17 protein-coding genes are annotated in these 19,151 nt (G+C 71.6%); 11 read left to right on the top strand and 6 right to left on the bottom strand.

The features are described 5' to 3' along the window. Window positions 1-31 precede the first annotated feature (31 nt). From ACWCRA_RS27975 to ACWCRA_RS27985, 3 genes are all read right to left on the bottom strand, one after another. Window positions 32-1,666: an MDR family MFS transporter gene (locus ACWCRA_RS27975; protein WP_451068897.1), complete on the bottom strand. Its 1,635-nt coding sequence runs from the start codon at window positions 1,664-1,666 to the stop codon at window positions 32-34. A 211-nt stretch (window positions 1,667-1,877) separates the two neighbouring features. Continuing rightward, window positions 1,878-3,095 carry a glycosyltransferase gene (locus ACWCRA_RS27980; protein WP_451068898.1) on the bottom strand — a complete coding sequence of 406 codons (1,218 nt, stop codon included), beginning with the start codon at window positions 3,093-3,095 and terminating at the stop codon, window positions 1,878-1,880. 125 nt (window positions 3,096-3,220) lie between these two features. Then, on the bottom strand, window positions 3,221-4,534 hold the full coding sequence (locus ACWCRA_RS27985; RefSeq protein ID WP_451068899.1) for a UDP-glucose dehydrogenase family protein: 1,314 nt from the start codon (window positions 4,532-4,534) through the stop codon (window positions 3,221-3,223). Between the two features lie 272 nt (window positions 4,535-4,806). Between ACWCRA_RS27985 and ACWCRA_RS27990 the strand changes: the two genes are divergently transcribed. After that, window positions 4,807-5,442: a TetR/AcrR family transcriptional regulator gene (locus tag ACWCRA_RS27990; RefSeq protein WP_351559897.1), complete on the top strand. Its 636-nt coding sequence runs from the start codon at window positions 4,807-4,809 to the stop codon at window positions 5,440-5,442. A 144-nt stretch (window positions 5,443-5,586) separates the two neighbouring features. On the opposite strand, the gene ACWCRA_RS27995 is transcribed toward ACWCRA_RS27990, so the two are convergent. After that, window positions 5,587-5,982 (bottom strand): DUF5997 family protein, encoded by a 396-nt coding sequence (locus tag ACWCRA_RS27995; RefSeq protein ID WP_351559954.1) that lies wholly within the window; start codon window positions 5,980-5,982, stop codon window positions 5,587-5,589. 58 nt (window positions 5,983-6,040) lie between these two features. Between ACWCRA_RS27995 and ACWCRA_RS28000 the strand changes: the two genes are divergently transcribed. From ACWCRA_RS28000 to ACWCRA_RS28040, 9 genes are all read left to right on the top strand, one after another. Continuing rightward, window positions 6,041-6,775: a LysR family substrate-binding domain-containing protein gene (locus ACWCRA_RS28000; RefSeq protein WP_451068900.1), complete on the top strand. Its 735-nt coding sequence runs from the start codon at window positions 6,041-6,043 to the stop codon at window positions 6,773-6,775. An 858-nt stretch (window positions 6,776-7,633) separates the two neighbouring features. Then, the gene (locus ACWCRA_RS28005; RefSeq protein WP_351555955.1) at window positions 7,634-8,374 is read left to right on the top strand and encodes a DUF1684 domain-containing protein; all 741 of its coding nucleotides are present in this window, start codon (window positions 7,634-7,636) and stop codon (window positions 8,372-8,374) included. A gap of 44 nt (window positions 8,375-8,418) precedes the next feature. Beyond that, window positions 8,419-9,933 (top strand): ABC transporter substrate-binding protein, encoded by a 1,515-nt coding sequence (locus ACWCRA_RS28010; RefSeq protein ID WP_351555957.1) that lies wholly within the window; start codon window positions 8,419-8,421, stop codon window positions 9,931-9,933. Beyond that, window positions 9,933-10,898: an ABC transporter permease gene (locus ACWCRA_RS28015; RefSeq protein ID WP_351555960.1), complete on the top strand. Its 966-nt coding sequence runs from the start codon at window positions 9,933-9,935 to the stop codon at window positions 10,896-10,898. Before ACWCRA_RS28010 ends, ACWCRA_RS28015 begins: the two co-directional genes overlap by 1 nt. Further along, window positions 10,895-11,722, top strand: coding sequence for an ABC transporter permease (locus tag ACWCRA_RS28020; protein WP_351555963.1), 828 nt, complete (start codon window positions 10,895-10,897; stop codon window positions 11,720-11,722). The genes ACWCRA_RS28015 and ACWCRA_RS28020 overlap by 4 nt, the downstream gene beginning before the upstream one ends. Further along, window positions 11,719-12,519, top strand: a complete 801-nt coding sequence (locus ACWCRA_RS28025; RefSeq protein ID WP_351555966.1) for an ABC transporter ATP-binding protein — start codon at window positions 11,719-11,721, stop codon at window positions 12,517-12,519. Before ACWCRA_RS28020 ends, ACWCRA_RS28025 begins: the two co-directional genes overlap by 4 nt. Continuing rightward, on the top strand, window positions 12,516-13,280 hold the full coding sequence (locus tag ACWCRA_RS28030; protein WP_351555969.1) for an ABC transporter ATP-binding protein: 765 nt from the start codon (window positions 12,516-12,518) through the stop codon (window positions 13,278-13,280). Before ACWCRA_RS28025 ends, ACWCRA_RS28030 begins: the two co-directional genes overlap by 4 nt. Window positions 13,281-13,940: 660 nt before the next feature. Continuing rightward, a complete protein-coding gene (locus tag ACWCRA_RS28035) occupies window positions 13,941-15,107 on the top strand; it encodes an NAD(P)-dependent alcohol dehydrogenase (protein WP_351555972.1) in 1,167 nt (388 codons plus the stop codon). 133 nt (window positions 15,108-15,240) lie between these two features. Continuing rightward, window positions 15,241-15,798, top strand: a complete 558-nt coding sequence (locus ACWCRA_RS28040; RefSeq protein WP_351555975.1) for a MarR family winged helix-turn-helix transcriptional regulator — start codon at window positions 15,241-15,243, stop codon at window positions 15,796-15,798. A gap of 103 nt (window positions 15,799-15,901) precedes the next feature. Here the strand turns inward: ACWCRA_RS28040 and msuE are convergent, their stop codons facing one another. After that, window positions 15,902-16,468 (bottom strand): FMN reductase, encoded by a 567-nt coding sequence (msuE, locus tag ACWCRA_RS28045; RefSeq protein WP_351555978.1) that lies wholly within the window; start codon window positions 16,466-16,468, stop codon window positions 15,902-15,904. Next, window positions 16,465-17,532 carry an LLM class flavin-dependent oxidoreductase gene (locus ACWCRA_RS28050; protein WP_351555980.1) on the bottom strand — a complete coding sequence of 356 codons (1,068 nt, stop codon included), beginning with the start codon at window positions 17,530-17,532 and terminating at the stop codon, window positions 16,465-16,467. Before ACWCRA_RS28050 ends, msuE begins: the two co-directional genes overlap by 4 nt. Window positions 17,533-18,157: 625 nt before the next feature. Between ACWCRA_RS28050 and ACWCRA_RS28055 the strand changes: the two genes are divergently transcribed. Next, window positions 18,158-19,111: a sterol desaturase family protein gene (locus tag ACWCRA_RS28055; RefSeq protein ID WP_351555982.1), complete on the top strand. Its 954-nt coding sequence runs from the start codon at window positions 18,158-18,160 to the stop codon at window positions 19,109-19,111. Window positions 19,112-19,151: the final 40 nt, after the last annotated feature.

Raw genomic sequence — 19,151 nt, forward strand, 5'->3', positions numbered from 1 at the left:
CGTCTCCGCGGCCCGATCCGAAAGAAACTCCCTAGTCGGCGGAGAGCCTGGTGTCCGGCACCCGCCACGCGGCGATCGCCACGGCGATCAGGGCCACGGCGGCGCCGGTGAGGAACACCGGCTGCGCGGCGCTGACATACCCCTCCACGAACGGCAGGGCGACCGGCGCGTCCAGGCCGTGGAGGAAGGCCGAGTCCTCCAGGTTCACCCCGCCGTCGGCGCGCACCACCTCCTCCAGCGGCCCCGCGTTGGCCGGCTCGCCGGCCAGCCGGCGGAACGCCGGGTCCTCACCGGCGTCGGCGAGCCCCGCGCTGATCCTGGGGCCCGCCAGCGAGAAGAAGATGGAGAGGAAAGCGGCGGTGCCCACCGTGCCGCCGTTCGAGCGGAAGAAGTTCACCGAAGCGGTCGCCGCCCCCATGTCCCCCTGGGGCACGTCGGACTGGGCGAGGATGGTGATCGTCTGCATCGCCGCACCCATCCCCGCGCCCATGAACAGCATGCCGACGGAGACCCACCACAGCGGCGTCTCCACCCGGAGCGTCGCGAACACCAGCATGGCCACCGCGAAGGCGGCGATCCCCGCCACCAGATGCACCTTGAACTTCCCCGTCCGCGCTATCAGCCGGCCCACCGCCAGGGTGACGACCACATTCGCCACCACCATGGGCAGGGTGGCCAGCCCCGCGCCGATCGGGCTCATCCCCTGGGCGAGCTGAAGGTACAGCGGAAGCATCGCCATCGAGCCGAACATCACCGTGCCGACGATGAAGTGCAGCAGAGAGCCCAGCCGGAACGCCTTGATGCCGAAGAGCCGCAGCGGCAGCAGGGCGGCGTCGCCCATCCTCCGCTCCACCAGGACGAAGACCGCGAGGCCGGCCACCCCGACGGCGCACAGCGCCAGCGTCCTGGGGGAGCCCCACCCCCAGCCCCGCCCCTGCTCGGCGACGACGAGCAGCGGAACGATGCCCACCGCGAGCGCCGCCGCCCCGCCGTAGTCCAGCCGGTGCCGCACCGGCCGGTGCGGCACATGCAGCACCCGCAGCACCACGGCGATGGCGAGCGCCGCCAGCGGCACATTGATCAGGAAGATCCAGCGCCAGCCGTCGAGCCCGAGCAGGGTGGAGCGCTCCGCGAAGACCCCGCCCACCAGCGGACCGGCCACGCTCGCGCCGGCGAAGACGGCCGTGATGTAGCCCTGGTAACGGCCGCGCTCCCGGGGCGAGGTGATGTCGGCGATGATCGTCATGGCGAGGGACATCAGCCCGCCGCCGCCGAGCCCCTGCACCGCGCGGAAGCCCGCGAGCTGGTGGATGGAGTCGGCGAACCCGCACAGCAGCGAACCCACGGTGAAGATGACGATCGCGCTCAGATAGACCGGCCGGCGGCCGTAGATGTCGGAGAGCTTTCCGTACAGCGGGGTCGCGATGGTGGCGGCCACCAGATACGCCGTGGTCACCCACGCCTGGGCGGTCAGCCCCTGGAGGTCGTCGGCGATGGTGCGCAGCGCGGAGGCCACCACCATCTGGTCGAGCGCGCCGAGGAACATCCCCAGCATCAGACCCCAGAGAACGGTGACGATCTGCCGGTGGGTCAGCCGGACCGGGGTGTTCGGGCCGCCGCCCGCGCCGTCCTCCGTGCCGTGGGCGGCCGTGCCCGATGAGGTCATGTCGTCACCCGCGCGCTGGACGGGGCGGGGGCGGCGCGGCCCGGCCGTGCGCACGGCCGGGCCGGGGCCACGGCCCCGGCGGTCGGGGGAGGTGGGGGAGCCATGGAAACCTTCTCTGCCGCGCGTCGGGGCGGTGCGTCGATTCGAGGGGGCGGGGGAGCCACGGGAGCCGGGGCCCTCGCGGGCCCCGGCTCACCGGCGAGCGGATGCGCTACGCGACGAGCGCCTCCAGATCGGCGACGGCGGCCTCGATCTCCGGCAGTGCCAGCATCGCGAGCCGCGCCCGGCGGGCCCGTGCGCCGATCGCGGGGTCGGCCAGCACCGCACGACAGACCCCGGCGATGCCGTCGGCCGTGGTGTCGGTGATCAGACGGCCCAGCCCCAGCTCCTCGACCCGCAGGGCGTTGCCCGGCTGGTCCCCGAACTGGGGCAGGATCGCCATGGGCGTGGCCGTGCGCAGCGACTCCCGGATGCTGTTGAACCCGCCGTGGGTGAGCAGCAGGTCGCAGGCCTCCAGCAGCAGCGGCTGCGGCAGCCGGTCGGTGAGGTGGACATGCGGCGGCAGGGCGTCGGTGTCCGTGGGCAGCCCGGCAGTGGCCACGATGACCGTGCACTCCTCCAGCAGGGCCGCCGCCCCGATCAGCGAGCGCAGGGTGGTGACCGGGTCCTGGACGGTGAAGGGCAGCTCCGGCGGCTCCTCCTGGTTGAGCATCTGGTGCAGCATGGGCAGCGCGGTGCCGAGGGCGGCGAAGACCAGCGGACGGTCGGTGGGCAGATCCACCACCCACCGCGGCAGCACGGAATCGCGGTCCACGGTCACCGTCTGCCGGTACGAGAACGAGGCCGGCAGATACGCGGCGAAGGTGAACTCCGAGGGCACGTAGTCGATGCGCCCGTGCGGGACGATCGACAGCGGGCTCTCGTCGGTGGGCAGTCCGTGCTTGGCCCGCAGGACATTGAGGCCCGGCAGGATCTCGGCGGGGTTCATGCTGTTGCTGGCCCCGGACGGGGTGGGCAGCTGCGGGATGCCGAACATCTGCCCGATGAGGACACTGCTCATGTCCATGCCGTCGCGGAGGATCAGATCGGGCCGGAACTCCCGGGCCTCCGGGAGCACGGCCTCCAGCAGATCCTCGGCCATCCGGCCGGAGAGCGTCCGCGACAGCTCGTCGACGATCAGCGCGTTCCGCTCGCTCTCCTCCAGATCCGTGCGCGCGGAGATCTCCTTCAGACGGACGGCGGCGTGGTCGCCCGGGATGAAGTCCTTGATGGAACTCGTCACCCGGACGTTCTCCTGGGCGAAGACCGAGGCGGTGGGTTCGGTGGTGACCGCCAGCACCTCATGGCCGGCCGCGGCGAGCGCCCGGACCAGGGGGAGCTGGGCACGCCCGTGCGAAGGGCTGCCGACGGTGGTGATCATGACGCGCACGAATGACGCCTTTCTCTGGTTGTTCTCTCGTGGATCAGCCGGGAGGCTCCGGGCGCGGGCGCGCGGCGGAGGCGGAGGCGGAGGGTACGGGGAATGGGGCGCCCCGGCGGCCGGACCGCCGGCCGTCAGCCCGCCATCGCGAACGAGCGGCCGATGCCCTCCCAGGTCAGCCGGGCACGGCCGAGCCGGCGGGGATCGAGGAGATTGCGGAAGTCGTAGACCACCGGGGACGTCAGCAGCCCGGCGATCGTCTCCCAGTCGAGGTCGCGGAAGTGCGGCCACTCGGTGAGGACGACAGCGGCACGGGCGTCCCGTACCGCCTCCTCGGGTGTGCCGGCGAGGGTGAGCAGATCACTGAGGTCGGGGCGGGACTCGCTCAGAGCGGGGTCGTAGGCGCACAGCTCGGCGCCCCGCTCCTTGAGCAGCCGGGCGATGGCGAGGGCCGGCGAGTCCCGGAGGTCGGAGGTGCCGGCCTTGAACGTCAGCCCGAGCAGGGCCAGACGTACACCGCGCAGCGAGCCGTCCCCCGGGGAGCAGCCCGCCACCACCCGCTCCACGAGCTGCCGCTGATGCCGGACATTGGTCTCGATGGTGGCCCGCAGCAGCGGGAACTCCACCCCGGACTCCTCGCAGACGGTCAGCAGCGCGTGGGTGTCCTTCGGCAGGCACGAGCCGCCCCAGCCGGGCCCGGGCTGGAGGAACGCCGCGCCGATGCGCGGGTCGTGGCCGAGACCGGCGATGACATCGTCGACATCCGCGTCGAACCGCTCGCAGACCGTGGCCAGGTTGTTCGCGAACGAGAGCTTCATCGCCAGGAAGAAGTTGGCGGCGTACTTGGTGAGTTCCGCGCTGGCGGCGTCGGTGACCACCAGGGGCGCGTCGAGTTCGGCGTAGAGAGCGGCCACGCGCCGCGCGGCGTCCGGGTCGGCGGCACCGACGACGATCCGGTCGGGCCGGCGGAAGTCCTGGACCGCCCGGCCCTCGCGGAGGAACTCCGGGTTGCTCACCACGCTCACATCGGGCCGGCCGATGAGCGCGGCGACCCGCTCGGCGGTGCCGACCGGCACGGTGGACTTGTTGACCACCACGGCCCCGTGCGCCAGTACCGTACGGATCTCGTCCGCCACGGCCTCGACTGCGGCCAGATCGGCGGCGCCGCCGACGCCCATCGGGGTCGGCAGACAGAGGAAGACCACACCGGCGCCCGCGACGGCGGCCGGTGTCTCGTGGACGAACTCCAGCCGTCCGGACTCCACTCCGTCCGCGACGAGTTCCGGCAGCCCGGGCTCCAGGATGTCGACCTCGGCCCGCCGCAGCCGCTCCACCTTGCGGAGGTCGGCGTCCGCGCACACCACGCGGTGCCCCAGAGCGGCCAGACAGGCGCCCGTGGTCAATCCGACGTAGCCGGTTCCGATGACGGCGACGCTTGGTCCAGACACAGGAGATCACCACTTCTGCTGGGTTCGGGGGTGGGCGCGTGGTGCGTGGTGCGTGGTGGGGGAGCGAGGTGTCGGCCGGTGCGGAGGCCCGGGACGCGGACGGCCCCGCGGGCCACCCGCAGGATGGGGCGGAAACCATCGAAGTCACCGCCCGTTGACGGAAAAATATGATCGTCCCGACGATCGGTCAACGATGGGTGACAACGTTCGATGACTTTTGGACATGAGGGAAGCTGGACCACGAGTACACGCGGCATGACCCAGGCGGAGGTATGACAGTGGACAGGTCGGCCCCATCGCGACAAGGGGGAACCACCCCCGCACAGACCAGGAAGAACGACGCGGCGATCACGCGTGCCGCCCTCGCGGACGCCGCAGCGCTCCGGTTCGGCCGGTACGGCTACAACGGCGCCAGCGTGCGCGACATCGCGAAGGACGCCGGTGTGGACGCCGCCCTCGTCTACCGCTACTTCGGCTCAAAAGAAGCACTGTTCGCGGAGGTGTCGACGAGCGTCGCCATGTTCGAGCCGCTGACCTGTCTGCCGCTGGAGGACGTGGCGGCCTGGGTCTGTGACGTGGTCTCCAACGCGCCCAGCGAGGACCAGGTGCCGCACCCGGTGCTGTCGGTGCTCCGCTCCTCCAGCCGGGAGGAGGCCGTGGGCCGGCTCCGCGACGAGATAGCCGGCATCTTCACGGAGACCTTCGCCGAGCGCCTCGACGGTCCCGACGCCGCACTCCGGGCCGAGCTGCTCTCGGCCTGGCTGCTCGGCACCACCCTGATGCGCATGGCGATCCGCACCCCGGCCCTGGCCTCCGCGTCGGACGGAGCGCTGCTCCGGTACCTCCGGGCGGGCATCGACCCGCTGCTGAACCCGCCGGACGGGTACGACAGGTCCGGGGACGCGTGAGGGCCTCGGCATTCCCCGGGGGCGGCCGGGCCGGACCCTCCACCGCGGTGAGCGGGCGGGGCACGCGATGGAGGCCGTGGGTGATCCTCACCAGATGAGGTGAGGATCACCCACGGCCTCCATGAGGGGCACGCGGACCGGGGGTCAGGGGCGCGGGCGCTCCGCCTGTCCGGCCTTCTTCTCCTTGATGCGCGCGGCTTCCCTGCGGACCTCGGCCTGGGTGGCGCGCTCCTTCTCCAGCCACTCGGGGCTGTCCTTCTTCAGCGCGTCGATCTGCTCGGTGGTGAGGGGCTCGGTGACCCCGCCGCGGGCCAGGCCCGCGATGGAGACGCCCAGCCTCGCCGCCACCACCGGGCGGGGGTGCGGGCCGGTGCGCCGCAGTTCGGTCAGCCACTCGGGCGGGTCGGTCTGGAGTGCGTTCAGCTCGGTGCGCGAGACGACACCCTCCTGGAACTCTGCGGGGGTGGCCTCAAGGTACACACCCAGCTTCTTCGCCGCGGTCGCGGGCTTCATCGTCTGGGCGGTCTGGTGCGACTTCATGGAGCCAAGAGTATCGAGCGTGTGCGCCGGCTCCGACCACCACCGGTAATCTGGGCGGGTGACAGGCTCGGAAACAACCCCTTCCTTCCGGCTCGCGTACGTCCCGGGGGTGACACCCACCAAGTGGGTGCGTATCTGGAACGAGCGGCTGCCCGGTGTCCCGCTGACCCTCGTCCCGGTCTCCCCGGCCGAGGCGCCCGACGTGCTGCGGGGCGGCGGCGCGGACGCGGGGTTCGTGCGGTTGCCCGTCGACCGGACCGGCCTCAGCGCGATCCCCCTCTACACGGAGACCACCGTGGTCGTGGTCCCGAAGGACCACCTCGTGGCGGCGGTCGACGAGGTGTCGGTGGAGGATCTGGCCGATGACATCGTGCTGCACCCCCTCGACGACACCCTGGACTGGGAGCACCCGCCGGGGCGGCCCGCGAACGAGCGCCCGGAGACGACGGCGGACGCCGTGGAGCTGGTGGCGGCGGGGGTGGGGCTGCTGATCGTGCCGCAGTCGCTCGCCCGGCTGCACCACCGCAAGGACCTCACCTACCGGCCGGTGGGCGGCGCGCCGGAGTCGCGGGTGGCGCTGTCGTGGCCGGAGGAGGAGACCACCGATCTGGTGGAGGACTTCATCGGGATCGTCCGCGGCCGGACGGTGAACAGCACCCGGGGCCGTGCGCAGGCTCCCGCCCAGCCGAAGGAGAAGCGCTCCGCGCCTCCGGCGCCGCGCCGCAAGCCCAACCAGGGCAAGCCCTCCTCCCGCACCCCCAAGCCCGCCAAACGCCCCCGCCGCCCCCGCTGACCCGCCCCCGATCGGCCACCTCCCGCCCGGGCCCCGCGGGTGCCGGGGGCGGGCCCGGACGGGTTGCTATCGCTCGGGCCACCTGTGGCGCGGGGTCCGTCCTCAAGCTCCCCCAGAGCTGTCTCTGGGAGGTGCCCCCGGACGGGCTGGAATGGAGGGCCCTGCGCTGTTCGGGCCGGAGGGGCCGAGGCCCGGTGTCCCGCGTCGCTGGAGAGCCGGTACGCGAGGCCCGGCTCCCCCCGAGGAGCTGAACCACACCCACCCGGCTCCGCTGGTGTTTGAGCAGCGCCACTCCGGTCCTGCTGGCGATGGAGGCGCACCTGTCCCGCCCCGTCGGCGTTTGAGCCGCGCGACCCAGCCTCTCCGGCGCCGAGCCGCACCATCCCAGCCCTTCCGGCCGGCCGAGCCGCACCATCCCAGCCCTTCCGGCCGGCCGAGCCGCACCACCCCAGCGCTTCAGGCCGGGCCGAGGCACGAAATCCAGCCTCGCCGGCGATTGAGGCGCGGGGGTTCGGGGGCCGGCCCCCGACCGTGGCCCGCGGGATGCGGGGTCCTGTGGCACAGCGCCTTCACCGCCTGGGGCCCGCGCCTGACCCGCTCCACCGGGAGCCTCTCCGATGTGCCGCACCGCAACATCCCCGAGGACCCCCGCCGCTTCGACATCGGTATGAGCGGGATGTCTCCTTCGTCCCGCCCGCCCTCGGGCCGATAGGGGACATGGGGTCCGACACCGTCAGCATCTCGCCATGTGGCACAACTTGACATTAGTTCGCCTTATAGCTGATAAAGAACAAGCTTTGGGTTGAACTTCACGCCGAGTGGTACTTAACGGCGTGGTCGCCATGGACCTCTACGCGAATGAGTCTCGCCGTGCCGCACTCCGCCGTTCCTGATCAGCCGACCCGTGATCCCGCCGGGGAGTGGGCGGCCTGGTGTGCCGACCGCCGGCGGTCGGTCACCTCCGCGACCGGGAACCTCGCCCTCGTCGAAACCCGCTGGCTCCCCCTCGGCGAGCGCCCCGATCTCGACGCCGCCCGCGCCGGGCAGCCGGAGGGGGTGACCGTCACCACGGTCCGGCGGACCGATCTGGTCACCGGGGAGCCGGAGCACGGCCTGCGGTTCTGGGACGCGGACGCGCCCGCGATCCGGCACTTCGACCACACCGAGGTCTTTCCGTACGACCCGGCCTGGGTGCTGGACGCCGTCTACACCCCGATACCCGGCGCCCGGAAAGTGGCCTTCGAGCACATACGGGACCATGGCGGCAGCCGCGATCTCGCCGTCCCCGGGGACATCTCCCTCACCGTGGACGGCCGCGACTACACCCTGAACGCCTTCGACGACGACGGCGTCCTGCTGCTCGTCTTCGGCGACCCGACCAATGGGGACACCACCTACGGCGCCGGCCGCTTCCTCTTCGTCACCCACACCGGCGAGGGCACTGTCCGGCTCGACTTCAACCGCGCGTTCGTGCCGCCCTGCGGATTCTCCGATCAGTACAACTGTCCGATGCCGCCGCGGCAGAACCGTTTCCACCTGCCCGTACCGGCCGGTGAGAAGCGCCCTGTCTTCCGCGACGGCTTCCCCGACAGCAACTGATCAGACCACTTCCCGCCCCGCAGCACGAAAGTACGCGCACCCTCATGAGCATGAAGAAGTCCTCCCTGTACGCGGCGGCCACCGCCGTCACCCTCTCCCTCACCCTCGCCGCCTGCGGCGGCTCCACCGGCACCGGCTCCGCCGGCGGAGCGGCCGGCGCCGGCGCCACGGTGAACATCGGCTCCCTCTACGAGCCGCAGAACCTCGACAACACCGCGGGCGGCGGCCAGGGCGTCACCGAGGCGCTCAACGGCAATGTGTACGAGGGCCTGTTCAAGCTCACCGACGACGGTGAGGTCGAGAAGCTGCTCGCCCAGGACCACAAGGTCAGCGGCGACGGGCTCACCTACACCTTCACCCTGCGCGACAAGGTGACCTTCCACAGCGGCAAGAAGCTCACCAGCGAGGACGTCAAGTACAGCCTGGAGAAGGTGATCGCGAAGGACTCGCAGTCCGCGCGCAAGGCCAACCTCTCCGTCATCGACTCCATCGCCACCCCCGACCCCCGCACTGTGACCGTGCGGCTGAAGCAGAAGTCGATCTCCTTCGTCTACCAGCTCTCCTACGTCTGGATCATCAACTCCGAGGCCCGCGACCTCAGGACGAGCGAGGACGGCACCGGCCCGTACACCCTCGGCAAGTGGACCCGGGGATCGGCCCTGAGCCTCGACCGCTTCCCCGGCTACTGGGGTGACGCCGCCGCCAACAAGCAGGTCGTCTTCCGCTACTTCAAGGACGCCACCGCGCTCAACAACGCGCTGCTCACCAACGCCGTCGACGTCGTCACCAGCGGACAGTCCCCGGACGCCCTCGACCAGTTCGAGAACAACCCCGCCTACAAGGTCAACGAGGGCAACTCGACCACCAAGCTGCTGCTCGCCTTCAACGACCGGGTCAAGCCCTTCAACGACGTCAAGGTGCGCCGGGCCGTCTCGGCGGCCATCGACGACAAGAAGCTGCTGGAGTCCGTCTGGGGCGGCCGGGGCAAGCTCATCGGCTCGATGGTGCCGCCCACCGACCCGTGGTACGAGGACCTCACCGCGATCGACACCCACGACCCCGGGCACGCCAGGAAGCTCCTCGCCGAGGCCGGGTACGAGGACGGTTTCGACTTCACCCTCGACACCCCGAACTACGACCCGCACCCGACGGCGGCGACCTTCATCAAGTCGCAGCTCGCCAAGGTCGGCATCAACGTCAAGATCAACACCATCACCTCGGACGAGTGGTACACCAAGGTCTACAAGAACCGGACCTTCAGCGCCACGCTCCAGGAGCACGTCAACGACCGCGACCTGGTCTGGTACGGCAACCCCGACTTCTACTGGGGCTACGACGACAAGCAGGTCACGAAGTGGGTGGAGCAGGCCGAGCGGGCCGCCACCACCGACGAGCAGACCGAGCTGCTGAAGAAGGTCAACCGCAGGACCGCCGAGGACGCGGCCAGCGACTGGCTCTATCTGTACCCCCAGATCGTGGTCGCCTCCAGCAAGCTCTCCGGCTACCCGCTCAACGGGCTGAACTCGCAGTTCCACGCCTACGACATCAAGAAGGGCTGATGGCGCGCTACCTGCTGCGCCGCTTCGCCTTTCTCCTGGTGTCGCTGGCGCTGGCGAGCGTCGTCCTCTTCGTGCTGCTGCGGATGCTGCCGGGGGACCCCGCCAACGCGCTCACCGCCGTGGGAGCCACCGACGAGCAGATAGCGGCGGCCCGCCGGTCCATCGGCTCCGACAAGCCGCTCCCCGAACAGTTCACCCACTGGATCGGGCAGTTGCTCCGGGGCGATCTCGGCACCTCCTTCGTCAGCTCCCTGCCCGTCGGCCCCGAGGTCACCGCCCGGCTCGATGTGACGGTCCCGCTCACGCTCGCCGCGTTCGTCCTGGCGGTCCTGGTCGCCGTCCCGGCCGGCTTCGTGGCCGCGTACCGCCGCCACACCTGGTACGGGTCACTGCTCAGCGGGGTCTCCCAGCTCGGCATCGCCATCCCGGTGTTCTGGCTCGGAATGATCCTCATCGCCGTCCTCGCGCTGAACGCCCGCTGGCTGCCCGCCGGCGGCTTCCCGCCGGACGGCTGGGCGCAGCCGGCCGATGCGGTCCGCTCGCTGATCCTCCCCGTCCTCACCATCGCCCTGGTGATGAGCGCCTCCCTGATCCGCTATGTCCGCTCCGCGACCCTCGACGTCCTGGACAGCGACTATCTGCGCACCGCGCGGGCGCTGGGTTCCTCCTTCGGGCGGGCGATGTGGCGCCACGGGCTGCGCAACGCCTCCGTACCGGTGATCTCCATCCTCGGCATCGAACTGGCCTCCACGCTGCTCGGCGCGGTGGTCGTGGAGTCCGTCTTCGCCCTGCCCGGCCTCGGCTCGCTGCTCGCGACCGGTATCGACCAGCACGACTACCCGGTCATCCAGGGCGTGCTGTTCGTCTCCACCCTCGCGGTGCTCGTCATCGGCTTCGCCGCCGATCTCGTCCAGCGGATCATCGACCCACGGCTGCGCGGCGGACTCACCGGAGGCCACCGGTGAAACGTTCCCGCACTCGTTCGTACACCCTGCTGACCGGCTCGGTGGTGGCCGGGGCGATCGGCCTGCTAGCGCTGGTCTCGCTGATCTGGCTGCCGTACGCCCCCGACGACACCTCGGGCGGCCGGCTGACCGCCCCCGCCGGGGACCACCTCCTCGGCACCGACAGACTCGGCCGCGACCTCTTCACCCAGCTGATGACCGGCTCCCGGATCGCCGTCCAGGCGGGCCTGGGGTCGGTGCTCATCGCGGCCACCGTCGGTGTCACCCTCGGGGTGCTGGCGGCGTTCGCCCAGGGCTGGCTGGACGACACCCTCTCCGCCTTCCTCGACATCCTCATCGCCTTCCCGACCCTGCTGCTGGCGATGCTGATCGTCGCCGCCCGCTCGGCCACCCTGGGATCGGCGGTGCTGGCGATCGGACTGGCACAGAGCGCGGTGGTGGGCCGGCTCGTCCGGGTCCTGGTCAAACGGGTCCTGGCACAGGACTACATCACCGCCGCCCGCACCTCCGGAACCTCCTGGCCCCGGATCGTCGCCGGGCACATCCTGCCCAACATCTGGCCCACCCTCGTGGTCAACCTGGCCCTCCAGTTCGGCCTCGCGGTCCTCGCCGAGGCGGGTCTCTCCTATCTGGGTCTCGGCGCCCCGGCGCCCAACGCCTCCTGGGGAGGGATGCTCCACGAGGCCCAGGCCACCTTCACCACCGCCCCGGCCGGAGCCCTGGCCCCCGGCATCCTGCTCGTCCTGCTCGTCATCGGGGTGAACCTGATCGCCGACGGACTGCGCGACACCCTCGATCCGGCGGCCCGGCGGAGGCGCGCGTGAACATCCTCGGCGTACACGACCTCACCATCACCACGGCGGACGGGCGCACCCTCGTCGACCGGCTCTCCTTCGCCCTCGCTCCCGGCGAGCGCCTCGGACTCATCGGCGAGTCGGGCTCCGGCAAGTCCCTCACCTCCCTGGCGCTGCTCGGTCTGCTGCCCGGCACCATGACCGCGAGCGGCAGTGTCGAACTCGCCGGGACCCAGGTGGTCGGGGCCGGCGAGCGACGGCTCAGGGAGGTGCGCGGCCGGGACGCCGCGATCGTCTTCCAGGAGCCGCTGACCGCGCTCGACCCGCTGATGCGGGCCGGCCGTCAGCTCGCAGGACCCCTGCGCCGGCACCGCGGGCTGAAGGGCGCGGAGCTGCGCGGGGCCGTCCTGGCGGCACTGGAGCAGGTGCGGCTCCCCGAGCCCGAACGCATCGCGCGCTCCTTCCCGCACGAGCTGTCCGGCGGCCAGCGTCAGCGCCTGGCCCTCGCCATGGCGCTCGCCTGCGACCCGAAGCTGCTCATCGCGGACGAGCCCACCACCGCGCTGGACGTCACCGTCCAGGCCGAACTGCTCGACCTGCTGGACGCGCTGGTACGCGAACGGGGGATGGCCGTCCTCTTCGTCAGCCACGATCTCGCGGTCGTCGCGAAGGTGGCCGACCGGGTGCTGGTGATGAAGGACGGCCGGGCCGTGGAGGAAGGCGGGGTGGGCGAGATCGTCACCGCCCCGCGCGAGCCGTACACCCGGGCCCTGGTGGCCAGTGCGCGGCAGCTGGAATCGGCGCTCGACGCGAGGGGTGGGCGATGACGCCCGTACTGGAACTCGACCATGTCTCCTTCGCCTACCGGGGCGCCCGCGCACCCGTGGTGGAGGGGATCGGCCTCACCGTGGAGAGCGGGCGGAGCCTCGCCCTGGTCGGCGAGTCCGGCGCGGGCAAGACGACCCTGCTGCGGCTGCTGCTCGGGCTCACCCGCCCCACCTCGGGCACGGTCCGCTTCGACGGGGACCCGCTGCGCCTCGGCGACCGGGAGATGATGCGCCGGTTCCGGCGCGGTGTGCAGTGCGTCTTCCAGGACCCGTACTCCTCGCTCGACCCGCGCCGGAGTGTCGGCGCCACGGTCGCGGAGCCGCTGCGCTCGCTCGGGCTGGACACCCGGCAGTCGGCCGTTCCCAAGGTGGCGGCGGCGCTGGAGCGGGTCGGCCTCCCCGCGGACGCCGCCGAGCGCTATCCGCACGAGTTCTCCGGCGGGCAGCGGCAGCGCATCGCGATCGCCCGGGCGACGGTGTGCTCCCCCCGGGTGCTGCTCGCGGACGAACCGGTGAGCGCGCTCGACGTGACGACGCGGGTGAAGGTCGTGGATCTGCTCAACGAGCTGCGGGAGGAGCAGGGGCTGACGCTGGTGATGGTCTCTCACGATCTGTCGGTGGTGGCGGCGCTGTGTGAGCGGACGGTGGTGCTGGAGGGGGGCCGGATTGTGGAGGAGGGGGATACCGCGCGGGTGCTGGGGGAGCCCGCGCATCCGTACACGGCCCGTCTCGTCGAGAGCGTCCCGAGACTGCCGCACTGACCCCTCGCCCCGCCAGTGTCAGCCGGTCCAACGTTTGAGGACGAGCCCCGCACTACGGGTGGCCCGAGCCTGTGTATCCCAGCCGGTCCGGCGTTCGAGGACGGACCCCGCACTACGGGTGGCCCGAGCCTGTGTATCCCAGCCCGTCCGGCGTTTGAGGACGGACCCTGTGCGACAGGAGCCCCGCACGCTGCGGGCCTCGGTCGGGGGTCGGCCCCCGAACCCCCGCTCCTCAATCTCCCCCAGAGCTGTCTCTGGGAGGTGCCCCCGGCGGGGCTGGGCGGTGCGCTCAGTCGCCGGAGGGACTGGGTATGTCAGCCGGTCCGGCGTTCGAGGACGGACCCCGTGCCACAGGACCCCGCACCGCGCAGGTGCGCGTACCGGAGAGCCGGGCCGCCCGTGGGCCCGGGCGCTTCACGCGGCCGCCACCATCACCCGTATGCCCCCCGAGGCACCCTCAGCGTTTGACCGTGACCGAAAACCGTGCTTATGCTTCGTTGCGCAACGAACTAAATGAGGGTGTCGGGCGCGGCTCGCCCGACGGCCGGATTCCCGTTCGCATCCGTTCCGTGCCGCCATGGGCGGCTGAGGGACCCCGTCCCCCGACGGCGGGCCGATCGCCCGGCCGCGGCGGAGGGGGTCCGGTTGGGAGAAGTGATCATGACGGCAGTCGAGGGTTCACCCGCACCCCGCACCACCGGCGACCCCGACCCGTCGGCCACCGCCGTCCGGGCCGCGGTGGTCCGGGAGAAGGGCGGACCGTTCGTCTTCGAGGCCCTCACCCTCGACACCCGGCTGCGCCCGGACGAGGTCCTCGTCCGGGTGGTCGCGACCGGGGTCTGCCAGACGGACATCCACGTCCGGGACCAGTATCTGCCCACCCCGCTGCCCGCGGTCCTCGGCCACGAGGGCGCGGGTGTGGTGGAGCGGGTCGGCGGCGCGGTCACCACCGTGGCCCCCGGTGACCGGGTGGTGATGTCCTATCAGGCGTGCGGCCACTGCGCACCCTGCCGCAGCGGCAACCCCGCCTACTGCGCCCTCTCGTTCCCGCTCAACTTCGGCGGCGCGCGGCTCGACCGCAGCAACGCGCTCAGCGCCCCCGGCGGCGAGGAGATCCACGGCCACTTCTTCGGCCAGTCGTCGTTCGCCACCCACTCCCTGGCCACCGAGCGCAATGTGGTCAAGGTCGGCGACGAGGTGCCGCTGGAGCTGCTCGCGCCGCTCGGCTGCGGCATCCAGACCGGCGCCGGCGCCGTACTGAACTCACTCCGGGTCGAGGCCGGGGCCTCGGTCGTGGTCATCGGCACCGGGACCGTGGGTCTCGCCGCCGTCATGGCGGCGAAGGTCGCGGGCGCGAGCCCGGTGATCGCGGTCGACATCGTCGCCGAACGGCTCGACCTCGCCCGCGAACTCGGCGCCACCCACACCGTCAACGCCCGGGACGAGGACACCGCCGCCCGGATCGGCGAGATCACCGGCGGCGGCGCGGACTACGTCCTGGAGATCACCGCCCGGCCCGAGATGCTCACCCTCGCCGTCGACGCCCTCGCCCCGCTCGGCACCGCCGCCCTCATCGGCGGCGCCCCCGCCGGAGCCCACGCCCCCGTCAACATGAACGCGCTCCTCGGCGGCCGGAGCCTGCGCGGTATCGCCCAGGGCGACTCGATCCCCCAGCTCTTCATCCCCCAGCTCATCGAGTTGTACCGGAGCGGCCGTTTCCCCTTCGACCGGCTCATCACCCCCTACGGCTTCGACCGGATCAACGAGGCCGTCGACGACACCCGGTCGGGAACGGTGATCAAGCCCGTGCTCCGTATCGGGAGCTGACCGCGCGCCGTCCCGCGCGAAGGACCCCGGGCCGCCCGCGGCCGGGGTCCTGTCCCGGGGCCCGTCCCCGGGCCCGGACCGGTGCGCGGTCCGGATATCCTCATGTGTGAAAGAAACCTTCCTGGGAGAGGCTGTGAGCCCGAACACCGAGAGCGCCACCGGCGCACAGCCCGGCCCCGCCGAGAGCGCCCCCGCCGATCGATCCGGCCCGGCCGGGGAGAGCGCGGCCTCGCCCTCCCGCCCGCTGAACCACACCGAGCGGACGGTCTGGCTCGGTCTTCTCTCCACCCATATGAGGCTGCTGCGCACGCTCGACACCGAACTGGTGGCCGCCGAGCGCATCCCGCTCTCCTCCTTCGAGGTGCTGCTGACCCTGGCCGAGGCCCCCGGGGACCGGCTGCGGATGAAGGACATCGCCGCCTCCCTGCTCATCAGCCGCAGCGGACTCACCCGTATCGTCGACGACCTCGAACGCCAGGGACTCGTCGCACGGGAGAAGTGCCCCACCGACGCCCGCGGCTTCGACGCCGTCCTCACCGACGCCGGCAAGAAGGCCTACCGCCGCGCCCGCAAGGTCCACCTCACCAGCCTCCGCGGCGAGTTCCTCGACCGGCTCACCGAGGAGCAGCTCACCGCGCTCGCCGGCATCTGGCGCACCCTCGGCTTCGACGACCGCGCCGGCACCTGCTGACCTCCGCCGTCCGCCGACGGCACGGATACCGGCACGGGAACGGGAACGCCCGGTGGGACCGCCGCGCAAGCGGTCCCACCGGGCGCTCCCCGTGCCACCGGCCTCAGTGCGCGGCGGCCGTCCGGGCCGTGCGCAGCGCCCGGGCCACCGGGACCACATCGGCGACCGCCATCTCGACCCGCTCGTACACCTCCGGGTTGAGGATGGTGGTTCCGTCGAAGTCGCCCGAGCTGAGATAGACCCCGGCCGGCGCGGTCCACGCCTGGAGGAAGGCGAAGAGCGGGCGCATCGCGTGGTCGATCACCAGGGCGTGCCGGTCACTGCCCCCGGTCGCCGCCAGCAGCACGGGCTTGGCCGCGAGCCCGTACTGGTCGACGAGATCGAAGAAGTGCTTGAACAGCCCGGTGTAGGAGCCGCGGAACACCGGCGTCGCGGCGATCACGAGGTCGGCCTCCTCCACGGCCCGCAGGGCCTCCTCGGCCTCGGGGCCCGCCTGCTCGCGCTCCACCGCGCCGGTCACCGCCGGGCCGAGGGTGTGCAGCTCGATCAGCCGCGCCTCCGTCCCCGTCCGCGCCGCCAGGGTGTCGAGCATCAGCTCCACCAGCGCCGTCGTCTTCGACGGGGAGCGGAGGCTGCCGACCACCGCGACCACCCTCAGGGGCCCGGTCATGCCGTCGCCTCCGCGCTCTCCCGGAGGGACGCGATCTCCCGGCGCACCACCGGGGCGACCTCGGAGCCGAGCAGCTCGATCGCCTTCAGCGCCTCCTTCTGCGGCACATTGCCGAAGCCGAGCTGGATCATCATGCGGTCGTGGCCGAAGAGCCGGTACTGGGCCATGATCTTGTCGACGATCTCCTGGGGGCTCCCCAGGAAGAACGCGCCCCCGGGTGTGGCCTGCGCCTCATAGGCCCGCTTGGGCATCGGGACGCCCTGGCCGCGCTGGTGGTGGTTGGCCATCCACCCCGCCTGGAAGGAGGGGTGCGAGACCTCGATGGCCTCCTCGTGGGTGGCGGCGACGAAGCCCGGCGAGTTGATCGACACCTTCAGGGTCCGCGGGTCGTGCCCGGCCTCGGCGGCCGCCTGCCGGTAGAGATCGACGAAGGGGGCGAACTGCCGGTAGCCGCCGCCGATGATCGCCAGCGAGAGCGGCAGCCCGAGCCGCCCGGCGCGTACGACGGACGCGGGTGTGCCGCCCACCGCGACCCAGACGGGCAGCTCGCGGTCGGGCCTCGGGGTGATGTCGCCGTTCACCAGCGCGGGCCGCAGCGAGCCCTCCCAGGTGAGGGGGTTCTCCTCGCGGAGCCGGAGCAGCAGGTCGAGCTTCTCGGCGAAGAGTTCCGCGTAGTCGTTCAGGTCGTAGCCGAAGACCGGGAAGGACTCGATGTACGAGCCCCGGCCCGCGATGATCTCCGCCCGGCCCCCGGAGAGCAGATCGAGGGTGGCGAACTGCTGGAACACCCGTACCGGGTCGTCCGAGCTGAGCACGGTCACGGCGCTGGAGAGCTTGATCCGCCGGGTGTTCTCCGCCATCGCGGCCAGGACGACCGCCGGGGAGGACACCGCGAAGTCCGTACGGTGGTGCTCGCCCACCGCGAAGATGTCGAGCCCCGCCTCGTCGGCCGCCTTCGCCTGCTCCACCAGCTCCCGGAGCCGGTGACCGGGCGCGGGCGGAAGCTGGGTCACCGGGTCCGGTGTCAGCTCGCCGAAGTGGTAGATGCCGAGTTCAAAGGCCATGACGTGAGCCCCGTCCAGGAGATATCGTTACTTGCGCAACGAACAACATGGGGAGTGGGGCCGGCTATTCCCCGGCCGGGTGCCACCCCGGGGTTCCCCTCCGGTGACGCCGGTCACGGGGCCCGGTCCGCGCCCCTGCCGCCCACCGGGCCGGCCGCCTTCCCCTTGATCGCCGTCGCGGCGGCTCGGGCGCCGGCGGAGGTGGTCGAGGGTCTCGCCGGGGCACCGGCCACCGCCGCCCCCCGGTGCCGTGCGCCGCCGGAGCCGGGGTCGCCTCCGCCGGGCGGCCCGCGCCGTTCTCCCATGAACCACTAATAACACTATGTAACCCACATTGACTAAAAGTGTCCCGCCCTATTCCTCTTCCGGTGGAAATCCTGTCCAATGGCAACTGGATAGAGCTGGTAGCGTCCAGGGGCATCCTGTCGAAAAATTTCTGGGATTCCCATCACACGCGAAGTCACCGCTACCGCCGGGCAGTTGACGATTTCTCGCACACTGTTCGGCCTGTGTCATCGCGGAAATCCGCACAGGGCCGGGAGCTGATACCCCCGGCCGTGATTTCCGCTCTGCTCTCTGTCCGCGCTCGTTTCGCTGTGCCGTGCCTCTTGCAGAGGAGCCATGGATGGAAGAGAACGGAATATCGTCCGGTGGTGAGGTGGACCCCGCCCCCGTGCCCGCCCCCGGGCGCGCGTCCCGCACACGCCCACCGCTCCGCCCCGGAAGGTCCGCGCTCCGCGCCACCGCCTACCCCTGTCTCCTCGCCGCCACGGCGGCGGTGGGCACGGCCACCCTGGCACTCGGATGGGAGCCCACCCGGATCAGCCCGCTCTTCCTCGTGGGCGTCCTGCTCTATCTGACCGCGCTCGAACAACTCATTCCACACAACCGCGACTGGCACCCCAGCCGCCGCGAATGGCGCTGGTACGGCGCCTACTTCCTGCTCACCATGGTCGGCAGCGCCCTCGCACAGGCCCTGGTGACCGCCGTGGTCGCCGCCGTCTCACCCGCCGGGCCGCCGCTCCGGCTCTGGGCCGAGATCCCCGGCGCCCTGCTGCTCGGTTCACTCGCCAGCTATCTCGTGCACCGGCTCGGCCACACCAGCCCCCTGCTGTGGCGGCTGCACGGTGTGCACCATGTCCCGCCGAAGGTCAATGTCGCCAACAACGGCGTCAATCACGTTCTCGATATCGTTCTTGCCCAGGGAGTCGTTCAACTGGCCCTCGCCCTGGCCGGGTTCTCCCGCGCCTCAGTGTTCGTGGTCGGGCTCTTCGTGACCGCGCAGGGCTACTTTGTCCACGCCAATATCGATGTGCGCATCGGCAGGCTGAACCATTTCCTCGCCAGCCCGGAACAGCACCGACTGCACCACAGCACCGCTCTGTCCGAAGCGGGTCACTACGGTTCCGATCTGTCGGTCTGGGACCACCTCTTCGGCAGTTACACCTGGCGGCCCGGACGGGAACCGGTCGCCGTCGGACTGAGTGATCCGGCGTCCTTTCCCGATACCGGCGATATTCTCGCCGGCCTGCTCCACCCCGTCCGCCGCCCCCGGCGGACCGGCGGCGGACCCGTCTGACGGGTTCCTCCGGAGCGAGCCGGCCGGTTCCCGCCCGGTG

Source organism: Streptomyces sp. NPDC001889, from assembly GCF_053594535.1.